At 73.4% G+C, this 10967-nt stretch carries 9 protein-coding genes; 1 reads left to right on the top strand and 8 read right to left on the bottom strand.

The window, feature by feature from the left end; translation table 11 throughout:
• From ABZY57_RS02770 to fahA, 7 genes are all read right to left on the bottom strand, one after another.
• A partial coding sequence (locus tag ABZY57_RS02770; RefSeq protein WP_356507407.1) for a fumarate reductase/succinate dehydrogenase flavoprotein subunit occupies window positions 1-2310 on the bottom strand: 2310 nt, incomplete at its 3' end.
• Window positions 2311-2320: 10 nt separating this feature from the next.
• A complete protein-coding gene (locus tag ABZY57_RS02765) occupies window positions 2321-3085 on the bottom strand; it encodes an ABC transporter ATP-binding protein (RefSeq protein WP_356507405.1) in 765 nt (254 codons plus the stop codon).
• Window positions 3086-3167: 82 nt separating this feature from the next.
• Window positions 3168-4121 (bottom strand): ABC transporter permease subunit, encoded by a 954-nt coding sequence (locus tag ABZY57_RS02760; RefSeq protein ID WP_356507403.1) that lies wholly within the window; start codon window positions 4119-4121, stop codon window positions 3168-3170.
• Window positions 4118-5464, bottom strand: a complete 1347-nt coding sequence (locus ABZY57_RS02755; RefSeq protein WP_356507402.1) for an ABC transporter substrate-binding protein — start codon at window positions 5462-5464, stop codon at window positions 4118-4120. Before ABZY57_RS02755 ends, ABZY57_RS02760 begins: the two co-directional genes overlap by 4 nt.
• A gap of 14 nt (window positions 5465-5478) precedes the next feature.
• A complete protein-coding gene (locus tag ABZY57_RS02750; protein ID WP_030710222.1) occupies window positions 5479-5706 on the bottom strand; it encodes a ferredoxin family protein in 228 nt (75 codons plus the stop codon).
• A 34-nt stretch (window positions 5707-5740) separates the two neighbouring features.
• Complete coding sequence (locus tag ABZY57_RS02745) at window positions 5741-6517, bottom strand: GntR family transcriptional regulator (protein WP_356507399.1); 777 nt, start codon at window positions 6515-6517, stop codon at window positions 5741-5743.
• A gap of 150 nt (window positions 6518-6667) precedes the next feature.
• Window positions 6668-7891: a fumarylacetoacetase gene (fahA, locus tag ABZY57_RS02740; RefSeq protein WP_356507397.1), complete on the bottom strand. Its 1224-nt coding sequence runs from the start codon at window positions 7889-7891 to the stop codon at window positions 6668-6670.
• A 141-nt stretch (window positions 7892-8032) separates the two neighbouring features.
• On the opposite strand from fahA, the gene ABZY57_RS02735 reads away from it, so the two are divergent.
• Complete coding sequence (locus ABZY57_RS02735) at window positions 8033-8839, top strand: HAD family hydrolase (protein WP_356507395.1); 807 nt, start codon at window positions 8033-8035, stop codon at window positions 8837-8839.
• Between the two features lie 113 nt (window positions 8840-8952).
• On the opposite strand, the gene ABZY57_RS02730 is transcribed toward ABZY57_RS02735, so the two are convergent.
• Window positions 8953-10959: a CocE/NonD family hydrolase gene (locus ABZY57_RS02730; RefSeq protein ID WP_356507393.1), complete on the bottom strand. Its 2007-nt coding sequence runs from the start codon at window positions 10957-10959 to the stop codon at window positions 8953-8955.
• Between the last annotated feature and the right edge of the window lie 8 nt (window positions 10960-10967).

Genomic DNA, 10967 nt, shown 5'->3' with positions numbered 1-10967 from the left:
CACCGCCGAGCTCGTCGCCCGCTCCGGCCTGACCCCCACGGTCTGGCTCCAGCGGCTCTTCGCCGCGCTGCTGCCTCCGCTGCTCCGCTTCCTCTTGATCCGGACGTCCACGTCGGCGTCCCGCAGGGACCGCTCGTACAGGCCGGGCTCCCCGAGCCGCAGGACCCGTAGGGCTTCGAGCGCCGCCGACCGGACCGCCGGATCCGCCACCGCGAGCCCCGCCCGCAGGGCCGCGCCCAGTTCGGGGTCGGGCGCGAGCACCTCCAGCAGCTCGCGCAGCGCGGCCGCCGCGGCCGCGCGGACCGCCGGGTCGGGGTCGGCCAGCCGCGCCCCGAGGACGGGACCGGCGCCCGCCGGGACGGTTTCGCCGAGCACCGCCACCGCCGTGGCGCGGACCGCCGGGTCGGGGTCGTCGAGGTAGGGGCGCAGGGCGTCCAGGTCCGGGGTCTCCTCCGCGAGGGAGAGGAGCTCCAGGATCCGGGGTGACCCGGGCGCGGATCCGGTGTCCCGGCCGGTCTCCGCGGGGGCCGCCGGCCGGCCCGCGCCGCCCGCCAGGGCCACACCGACCAGCTCGACCTCGCCCAGGTGCCGGGAGGGCCCGCCCGTGGGGGTGAACTCCGGGACCGGGACGAGGTAGGGATCGACCGGACGCGCCGTGAACTCCATCGCCCCCGAAGGGGACTTGCGCAGGTCCAGGTGGTGCAGCCAGCCCGCGTCATCGCGCTCGGGGTGGTCGAGGCGCTCGTGGTACAGCCCCCAGCGGGACTCCGTACGGGCGAGCGAGGCCCGCGCCGCCATCTCCGCGCAGTCCCGGATGAAGGAGACCTCCGCGCAGCGCATCAGCTCGTGCGGGGTCGTGGCGCCCATCTCACCGATCTCGCCCGCCATCCGGGTGAAGGCCTCCACGGCGAGCGACAGCTTCGCGCCCGTCTTGGGCGGGGCCACGTAGTCGTTCACGAACCGGCGCAGCTTGTACTCGACCTGCGGCTGGGGCGGCCCCCCGGGGTTGCGCAGCGGCCGGTAGATCAGCTCATGGGCGGCGGCGAGCTGCTCGGCGGGCAACTCCCCCTCGTACGGCCGGTACCGCGCGGCGTCGGCCCCCGCCAGATCGCCGAAGACGAAGGCGCCGATCATGTAGTTGTGCGGTACGGACGCCAGGTCCCCGGCCGCGTAGAGCCGGGGCACGGTGGTGCGGGCGTGGTCGTCGACGCGTACGCCGGAGGCCGAGTGGCCGCCGCACAGGCCGATCTCCGAGATGTGCATCTCGATGTCGTGCGTGCGGTAGTCGTGGCCCCGGTTCGCGTGGAAGGTCCCGCGGGTCGGCCGCTCGGTGGTGTGCAGGATCGATTCGACGGCGGCGACGGTCTCCTCGGGGAGGTGGCTGAGCTTCAGGTACACCGGGCCCCGGTCGGAGGCGAGTTCGGCGGCGAACTCCGACATCATCTGCCCCGACCAGTAGTCGGAGTCGACGAACCGCTCGCCGTGCCGGTTGACCTGGTAGCCGCCGAAGGGGTTCGCGACGTACGCGCACGCCGGGCCGTTGTAGTCCTTGATCAACGGGTTGATCTGGAAGCACTCGATGCCGGTGAGCGCGGCGCCCGCGTGGTACGCCATCGCGTAGCCGTCACCGGCGTTGGTGGGGTTCTCGTACGTCCCGTAGAGGTATCCGGAGGCGGGCAGCCCGAGACGGCCGCACGGTCCGGTCGCCAGGATCACGGCCCCGGCGCGGACGGTCACGAAGGCTCCGGTACGGGTGTTGAACGCGGCCGCGCCGATCGCACGGCCGTCCTCGGGGGAGGTCAGGACGCGGACCGGCATGACCCGGTTCTCGATCCGGATCAGCTCGCGCATCTCGCGGCGGCGCAGCTGCCGGTAGAGGACCTTCTTCACGTCCTTGCCCTCCGGCATGGGCAGCACGTACGAGCCCGAGCGGTGGACCTGGCGCACGGCGTACTCGCCGTGCTCGTCCTTCTCGAACTTCACCCCGTACGACTCCAGTCGCCGCACCATGGCGAACCCGCGGGTCGCCGTCTGGCGGACCGTGGACTGGTCGACGATGCCGTCGTTGGCGCGGGTGATCTCGGCGACGTAGTCGTCGGGCTCGGCGCGGCCCGGGATGACGGCGTTGTTGACCCCGTCCATGCCCATGGCGAGGGCGCCGGAGTGCCGGACGTGCGCCTTCTCCAGGAGCAGCACCCGCGCGCCGGCCTCGGCGGCGGTCAGCGCCGCCATCGTGCCGGCGGTGCCGCCGCCGATGACGAGGACGTCGCAGGTCAGTTCCTCGGCGTCGGCGAGCGCGGGGAGATCCATGGGAGGCCTTTCAGAGGGAGTCGATGATGCGCTTGCGCAGCGCGGAGCGGTCTTCGTCGCGGTCGCCGGCACGCTCCCGCGGGTGCGGTACGTCGATCAGCTCGCCCGTGGCGAGGAGTGCGACGCGGTCGCCCAGGAAGAGGGCCTCGTCGACGTCGTGGGTGACGAAGACGACGGTGGCGCCCGTACCCGCGAGGACGGTGACGAGGAGGTCCTGCATCTCGGCGCGGGTCTGGGCGTCGAGCGCGCCGAAGGGTTCGTCCATGAGCACGGCGCGCGGGGTGGCGGCGAGGGCCCGGGCCAACTGGACGCGTTGGCGCTGGCCGCCGCTGAGCCGGTGCGGGTGCTTGTGGGCGTGGCCGGCCAGGCCCACGCGCTCCAGCCACTCCGTTGCGGTGCGGCGGCGGTCGGCGCGGGGCGTTCCGCCGATGGCCAGGGGGAGTTCGACGTTGGCGCGGACCGTGCGCCAGGGGAGGAGGGCGTCGTCCTGGAACACGAGCGCCCGGGTGGCGTCGGGGCGGGTGATCGGGTGGCCGTCCTGCTCGACGCTGCCGGTCAGGGGCGGGAGGAGGCCGGCGAGGGTGCGCAGGAGGGTGGACTTGCCGCAGCCGGACGGGCCGACGACCGTCAGCACCTCGCCCGGGCGGACGTCGAGGTCGACGGCGTCGAGCACGGGGGTGCTGCCCGGGTGGCCGAGGGATCCCCTCAGGCGGAGGGACGCGCCGGTGGCGGCCTTGGCCGTCGGGGGTGATGGGGGTGCTTGTACGGGTGGCATGGCCTCTTCCTTCCTTGGCAGGTGGCTCGGTGATGCGGGTGGGTCGGCCCTGCGGGGAGGGGAACTCCGCCCCGCGCAGCGGCTAGCCGGGCGGCCCGTCGGCCGGGGCCGGGCCCCGGGGACGGGCGCCCACGGGGTGGAGCCCCGTACCGGGGGAGGCCGTACCGGGGGAGGCCGGGCTGCGGGAGTTCGCGGGGCGGGAGCCCGTACCGGGGGAGGCCGGGGTGCCGGAGTCCTGGCGGCGGGGGATCAGGCCGCGGGGGCCCGGGGTGGTGCGGCTCGGGAGCCAGCGCGTGAGGCGGCGGCCGGCGAGTTCCACCGCCGTCGAGGTGAGCCACCCGAGCGCCCCGATCGTGGCCATGCCGACGAAGACCCCGGGGTAGTCCACGACCGTGTAGTCCTGCCAGGTGCGGTAGCCGACCCCGTACTCCCCGGAGATCATCTCGGCGGAGATCACGCAGATCCACGACACCCCGATCCCGACCGACAGGCCGCCGAAGATGCCCGGAAGGGCCCCCGGGAGGACCACCGAGAACAGGATCCGGCCGCGGCCGCCGCCCATCGTCAGGACGGCCTCCTCCCATACCGGGGACAGCGCGGACACCGCGTGCCGGGTGGAGACGAGGACGGGGAAGAAGGCGGCCGCGCAGGTGATGAAGACGATGCCCTGCTCGTTGGAGGGGAAGAGCAGGATGGCCACCGGGACCAGCGCGATCGCCGGGATCGGGCGCAGGACTTCGAGGACCGGCCCCAGCAGGTCCGCCGCGAGGCGGGAGCGGGCGATCGCCATGCCCGCGGCCACGCCCAGGACGGACGCCAGTGCGAAGCCCGTCACGATGCGCCGCAGGCTGAAGCCGAGGTCCTGCCAGTAGGGGCCGGTCGTCGCCCGGTCCGCGAACGTCGAGGCCACCTCGCCCACGGTCGGGAACTGCTCGAAGCGGAGCCACAGGTTGACGTCGAGGGAGGTCAGGAGCTGCCAGGCGGCCAGAGCCGCGGCGAGCGACGTCAGCCGTAGCAGCCGGCGGCGGGCCGTCATGACGTGAGGGCTCCGGCTTCGGCGAAGCTCACGATCCGCGCGCCGGACCCCGCGTGCCGGTCCACGTACGCCTTCGCGCCCGACGGGGTGACGAACGCGCGCAGTGCGGAGCCCTCCGCGACCCAGACCGCCTTGTCGGCGAACCAGAGCGTGCCCGTCACCGCGTCCGGGACGTAGGCCGCGCGGACGCCGGTCCCGGCGGCCTTGTAGGCCTTCAGCAGGGCCGCCGGGGAGTCGAAGCTCTGGGTGCGGTTGCCCTCCTTCAGCCACAGCTCCGGGCGGGCCGGTGCGGCCGCCGGGTAGTCCGCGCCCGCCGTGGCGCGCTTCAGCGGCGCGGGATCCACGAAGGCGTCCACGTCGACGGAGTCCACCAGCTTCGCCGCCTTGAGGACGGGGACGTCCTCCTTCAGTGCGGCCAGCAGTTCGGGGCGCAGGGCCGGGTCGAAGGTCGCGATGCCGTTGGCCCCGTTGTAGAGGTACACGACCTCCGCCGGCAGCCCGGTCTCCTTGGCCACCGCCTCGGCCGCCGCGACCGGCTGCGTGCGCAGGTGCTCGGTCGCCTTGCGCTGGGCGCGCAGGAAGTCGTCCAGGACGGCGGGGCGTTCGGACGCGAACTTCTCGCGGACCGTGACCCCGTGGAAGGTCGGCAGGTTCAGCTCGGCCCCGTCGTACAGGGCCTTGGCCCGTCCCTCGAAAGCCAGCTGACCGGGCCAGGCGACGAACTGCGACAGGGCGTCGACGCTGCCCGCCTGAAGGGCCGACGCGCCCACGCTGGGCTGCTGGTTGAGCTTCTCGATCCCCTTCTCGGGATCGATGCCGGCGCGCTGCAGGGCCCGTACGAGGGTCCCGTCGGCGGCCGAACCGACCGAGGTGGACACCTTCTTGCCCCGCAGGTCGGCGAGCGACTCCAGCTTCGCGCCGGGTGCGGTGACCACGGTGTTGAGGCCGCCGCGCAGGTTGTATCCGGTGACGGAGACGAGCCGGGTGGGCTGCTTCAGTTCCTTGCCGCGCGCCGCGTTGATGAGGAGGGGGAAATCGCCCATCGAGCCGATGTCGATCTTCCCGGCGGTCATCTGGGCGGTGATGGGGGCGCCGGTGGCGTAGTCCTGCCAGTCGACCTTGTAGGTGACCCCGTCCTTCTTGCCGCGCGCCGCGAGCTCCTGCTCGAAGTACCCGAGCGAGCGCAGGAGCGTACCGGCGGTGACGGTGTTGATGGTCTTGGACTGGTAGCCGACGGTCACCGTGACCGTCTTGGAGTCGCCGTCCGCGCCGGAGGCCTCGGAGCACGCCGTGACCAGGGGGACGAGCAGGAGCAGGGCGGGAGAGAGGGCTTTCGTGCGCATCGTGAGGGGGCCTTTCACCGGAGCAGGTAGGGCATGTTGACGGTCACCGCGCCGGTGGGACAGCGGGCGGCGCACGGGCCGCAGTACCAGCACTCGTCCACGTGCATGTAGGCCTTGCCGTTGTCCTCGCGGATCGCGAGCGAGTCGAGCGGACACATGTCGACGCAGAGGGTGCAGCCGTCGATGCACAGGGACTCGTCGATGGTCACGGGCACGTCGCCGCGCTGGGGGACCAGAGGCATGGCTGTCTCCAGGAAAGGGGGGAGCGGAGGGGAGTTACGGGGTGGCGCTGCGGTGCAGCAGGCCGCTCATGGTGATCCGGTCGCCGCGGAAGCGGATGAACTCCAGGTCCACGGGCCGGCCGTCGCCGAGGTGCGTGAGGCGCTCCAGCATCAGGACGGCGGCCCCGCGCGGGGCCTGCAGGACGGCGGCGGAGTGCGCGTCGGCGTTGACGGCTTCGAGGGTGATCTCGGCGTGGCCGAGCGGCTGCCCGGTCAGGGACTCCAGCAGCCGGAAGACGTCGGTGTTCTCCAGGTCGCAGCCGATCAGGTCCGCGCCGATGTCCAGGGGGACGTACGTGAGGTCGAGCGAGAGCGGCAGCCCGTTCAGGCGGCGCAGCCGCTCGATGTAGAGCACGTCGGAGTGTTCGGGCAGGCGCAGCCGGGCGGCGACGGGGGCCGGGGCGCGGACGGGGCCGGCGGTGCGGACCTCGTTGGTGACCCGGCCGTGTTCGTGGAGGGTTTCGGCGAGTCCCTGGAGGCGGTCGAGGCCGTGCGGGTACTTGGCGCAGACGATGACGGTGCCGACGCCGGGGCGCCGCTCGACGAGCCGTTCGCCCCGCAGCAGGTCGAGGGCCTGGCGCACGGTGTTGCGGCCGGCGCCGTAGTCGGCGGCGAGGGTGTCCTCCAGGGGGAGGACGCCGGTGGGATAGCCGCCCGCCAGGATCTGGTGGCGCAGCAGGTCGGCGAGCTGTCGCGCCTGGTCCGCGCGCAGCCGCCGGCGGCGCGCGGCGGCGACCGGGACGGTGTGTTCGCGGGTGCGTTCGGCTGGCATGGCAGGGAACATACCGAGGGGGCCGCGTCGGTGGTGTTGCCGCAGTGTTGCGCCACTCGCGGGTGTCCGCGTACCGCTGTGACCTGCGCAAACGGCGGGGTGGCGGAAAGATCCGCCACCCCGCCGTTTGCGGTCGTCCCGGGATGTGGACTAGCGGGTGCCCACGATGCGGCCGGTGACCTCGCCGAGGCCCACGCGGGTGCCGTCGGCGCCCGGTGCCCATGCGGTGAGGGTGACGGTGTCGCCGTCCTCCAGGAAGGTGCGCTTGCCGTCGGTGAGCTCGATCGCGTCGCGGCCGTTCCAGGTGAGTTCCAGCAGCGAGCCGCGCTGGTCGGTCTCCGGGCCGCTGACGGTGCCGGAGCCGTACACGTCGCCGGTGCGCAGCGAGGCGCCGTTGACGGTCATGTGCGCGAGCTGCTGGGCGGCGGTCCAGTACATCGAGGCGAACGGCGGCCGGGCCACCTCCTGCCCGTTGATGGATACGGTGATCCGCAGGTCGAAGCCGCCGGGGCGGTCGGCGCCGGAGTCCTCGAGGTAGGGCAGGAGCGGGAAGTCCCGGGCGGGCGGGGCGACCCGGGCCGCGTCCAGGGCCTCCAGCGGGGTGACCCAGGCGGAGACGGAGGTGGCGAAGGACTTGCCGAGGAAGGGGCCGAGCGGCACGTACTCCCAGGCCTGGATGTCCCGCGCGGACCAGTCGTTGAGCAGGAACAGTCCGAAGACGTGCTCCTCGAAGTCGCCGAGGGCCACCGGGTGGCCCTGCTCCGAGGGGGTGCCGACGACGAAGCCGACCTCGGCCTCGATGTCGAGCTTCACGGAGGGCCCGAAGACGGGCGCCGGGTCGGCGGGCGCCTTGCGCTGGCCGGAAGGCCGTACGACGTCCGTGCCCGACACCACGATCGTCCCCGCCCGGCCGTGGTAACCGATGGGCAGGTGCTTCCAGTTGGGGGTCAGCGCGTCCCCGTCCGGCCGGAAGATCCGCCCGACGTTCGTCGCGTGGTGCTCGCTCGCGTAGAAGTCGACGTAGTCGGCGACCTCGTACGGGAGGTGCAGGGCGACCTCCTCCAGCGGCAGCAGGTGCGGCTCGACGGAGGGCCGGTGGCCGGGGTCGGTGACCCAGGCGGTGAGCGCGCGGCGCACGTCCTTCCAGGCGGTACGGCCCGCGGCGAGCAGCGGGTTGAGCGAGGGCTGACCGAGCAGTCCGGCGTACGGGGATCCGAGCGCGGCCGCGGCCGCCCCGGCGTCGAGCACGTACCCGCCGATGCGGACACCGATCCGGCGCCGCTCCTCCCCGGCGGTGGAGAACACGCCGTAGGGGAGGTTGTGCGGCCCGAACGGGTCGCCCTCGGGCACATCGAGGGGGCTCTGCTGGGGCATGGGGTGCTGCCTCGCTTTCGACGCGGCCCGGGGGTGTCCCGGGAGCTGGTTGACAGGTTAAGGGGCTGGTGGGGCGTGTGGGAGGCCGGATTCGGGCACTATTTGTAGGACTTGTCCGAGGAGGTCCGTATCCTTGCACGCGTGACTTCCGCCCTCCCCTTTGCACTCGTGGCCACCGACCTGGACGGGACTCTGCTGCGCGCCGGAGACACCGTCTCGGCCCGCTCCCACGCGGCCCTCGCCGCCGCCCGCGCGGCAGGCGCCCGGCACATCATCGTGACAGGCCGCCCCGTCCCGCAGGTCCGCCACGTCCTGGACGGCCTCGGCTACACGGGGCTCGCGGTGTGCGGGCAGGGAGCGCAGGTGTACGACGCGGCGGCCGGTCTGCTGCTGCGCTCCGTGGCCATGGACCGGGAGCTGGCCGAAGTCGCTCTCGGGAAGATCGAGGCGGAGGTCGGGGAGGTCTACGCGGCGGTCAACCAGGAGGGCGTCGACGCGGAGATGCTGATAGGGCCCGGCTACCGGATCTGGCACCCGCACCTGCCGACGGTCCCGGTGGCCCGGCGCGCCGACCTCTGGGCCTCCCCGATCAGCAAGGTGCTCCTCCAGCACCCCCGCCTCTCGGACGACGAGCTGACGGAGATCGCCCGGGGCGTCGTCGGGGACCTGGTCAACGTCACCATGGCCGGTGAACACACGGTCGAACTCCAGCCGCCGGGCATCGACAAGGCGAGCGGTCTGGCGGTTGCGGCGGAACTCCTCGACGTCTCCGGCTCGTCCACGATCGCCTTCGGCGACATGCCGAACGACATCCCGATGTTCGCGTGGGCGGCGCACGGGGTCGCGATGGCGGGCGCCCACCGGGAGCTCCTCGCCGTCGCGGACGAGGTCACGCTCTCCAATGAGGAGGACGGCATCGCGGTGGTGCTGGAGCGGCTGTTCGCCTGACGGTCGGCCTGCTCGTGCGGGGCCGTTGGCGGGGACCGGTCCCCGTCCCCGGCCCGGGGGGGCCGGGTAGGGGAACTCCGCCCGCGCAGCGGCCGGGCCGCGGCCGGGGCGGCTTACACCGCCGCGCGCGGCAGGCGTCGCTCCCACGTGCGGTGGAAGAGGACCTCGTCGCCCTCGCGGCAGACCACCTCGTTCGAAGTGAGGAAGCCGCCCTCGTCGCAGGTGATTTCCGAGCGGGTCACCACCGAGACGTCCCAGGCCAGCTCCGGCCGGTGCAGCCGTACGGTCCAGGTGGAGTGGGTCCGGGCGGACAAGGGGTCCGACTCCTGGATCTCGTACACCTCCTGCGCGTCCTCGCTGAACTCCAGCCCGTCCGGGTACACCCGGGTTCCGCCGTAGCGGGGGTCGACCTCCAGGCGCCAGAGCCCGCGCGCGACGTCCCGTACGACCAGCCGTTCCGGCCGGGGGGCGTCCAGGGTCGCGGGGTAGGAGACGCCCAGGGGCTGCGACTGCTCCGGGGCCTCGAAGAGGATCGGGCCGGTGTCGCAGGACGGGTCGCGGACCGGGAGTTCCACCGCGCTGCCCGCCGGGTCCAGGGTCCAGCCCCGCTCGGAGCCGGCCCGCGGCCAGATCCACGGCCAGTAGGCGGAGGACAGGGCGAGGCGGATCCGGTGGCCGGGCGGGAAGGAGTGGCCGATGCCGTTGAGGTCGAAGACCACGTCCTCGTACGCGCCCACGGGCCACGGAACCGCCTTGTCCCGGCCCTGCCGGGAGGACAGGTTCAGCACGCCCCTCGTGACGAGCGTCGAGGAGCCGTCGGGCGCCACGTCGCAGAGGCGGGCGATGACCTGCCCGTAGGGGACGTCCATGCGCAGGCGCAGCCTGACCACCGGCCTGCCCAGGATCTCCACCGGCCCGGAACCGTCCCCGACGGGGAACTCGAAGCAGGCCGACTTCGCGTCCTCCTCGCGCTGGTCCGGCGGCAGGTCGGCGTCGTTGCCGAAGGGGAAGAAGCGGCCCGCGTCCAGGCCGGTGTGCTGCGGGGAGGCCACGACGACCGGCGCGCCCTGCAAGGCGTACGTGACCGGGTCCACGTGCGGCGAGGGCCAGGACGGGTCGCCGACCCAGCGGCCCGGCAGGGTCGGGTAGGTGGTCGCGGGAGGGTGCGACTCGGAGATCCAGGAGCGGAGGAGGGGTTCGGACATGACGCCGGTGTCCTTGCCCTTGAGCCAGTGGTCCCACCAGCGCAGGGTCTCCTGGAGGAAGCCGATGGCGGGCCCCGGCGGCAGGCCCCGGTCGGGGTACTGGTGCGACCACGGGCCGATCAGCCCGCGCACCCGGTCGGCGGGGAGCGCGGCGACCAGCCGCAGCACGGTGTCGCGGTACGGGTCGTGCCAGCCGCCCACGGCGAGGACGGCCGCGCCGACGGCCCCGTAGTCCTCGCAGACGCTGCCGTGGCGCCAGTACGCGTCGCGGGTCTGGTGGGAGAGCCAGGTGTGGACGAGGGGTTCGACCGCGCCCAGCCGGGAGAGCCACTGGTCGCGCCAGCCCTCGCCCGCGTAGAGCGGGTCCGGCGGGCGGGAGGCGAAGGCGAGCATGGTCGCCGCCCACGCGTGCATGTCCACGGCGAGGAGGGAGCCGCCCATGTAGTGGACGTCGTTGTCGAAGCGGTCGTCCGTGGAGCAGACGGTGACGACCGCCTTGAGGGGCTCCGGGGCGAGCGCCGCGATCTGCAGGCTGTTGAAGCCGCCCCAGGAGATCCCGAACATCCCCACGGACCCCGTGCACCAGGGCTGGGCGGCCAGCCACTCCACCACCGCGACGCCGTCGGCGAGTTCCTGGGCGTCGTACTCGTCGCCCGGGTCGCCGCCGCTGTTGCCGTGGCCGCGCACGTCGACGCGTACGGAGGCGTAGCCGTGGCCCGCGTACCAGGGGTGGCGCTGCCAGTCGCGCGGGGCGGTCCAGTCGGTGAGGCGGTACGGGAGGTACTCCAGCAGCGCCGGGACGGGCTCGTCGGTGACCGGGCGCCAGATGCGGGCGTACAGCTCGGTGCCGTCCTGGAGGGGGATCCGGACGTCCTCGTGGGTGGTCCCGTAGGGGAAATCTGTACGGATGATCATCGGAGCTC

It is taken from the genome of Streptomyces sp. NPDC006450 (assembly GCF_040612195.1).
Classification (GTDB): Bacteria; Actinomycetota; Actinomycetes; order Streptomycetales; family Streptomycetaceae; genus Streptomyces.
The sequence above is the reverse complement of the archived record's forward strand: the minus strand, read 5'-3'. Positions and strand labels throughout refer to the sequence as shown.

Bases quoted from the DNA above. Each gene is read 5' to 3' on its own strand.
- ABZY57_RS02765 (WP_356507405.1), bottom strand. From the start codon at position 3,085: ATGCCACCCGTACAAGCACCCCCATCACCCCCGACGGCCAAGGCCGCC.
- ABZY57_RS02760 (WP_356507403.1), bottom strand. From the start codon at position 4,121: ATGACGGCCCGCCGCCGGCTGCTACGGCTGACGTCGCTCGCCGCGGCT.
- ABZY57_RS02755 (WP_356507402.1), bottom strand. From the start codon at position 5,464: ATGCGCACGAAAGCCCTCTCTCCCGCCCTGCTCCTGCTCGTCCCCCTG.
- ABZY57_RS02750 (WP_030710222.1), bottom strand. From the start codon at position 5,706: ATGCCTCTGGTCCCCCAGCGCGGCGACGTGCCCGTGACCATCGACGAG.
- ABZY57_RS02745 (WP_356507399.1), bottom strand. From the start codon at position 6,517: ATGCCAGCCGAACGCACCCGCGAACACACCGTCCCGGTCGCCGCCGCG.
- fahA (WP_356507397.1), bottom strand. From the start codon at position 7,891: ATGCCCCAGCAGAGCCCCCTCGATGTGCCCGAGGGCGACCCGTTCGGG.
- ABZY57_RS02730 (WP_356507393.1), bottom strand. From the start codon at position 10,959: ATGATCATCCGTACAGATTTCCCCTACGGGACCACCCACGAGGACGTC.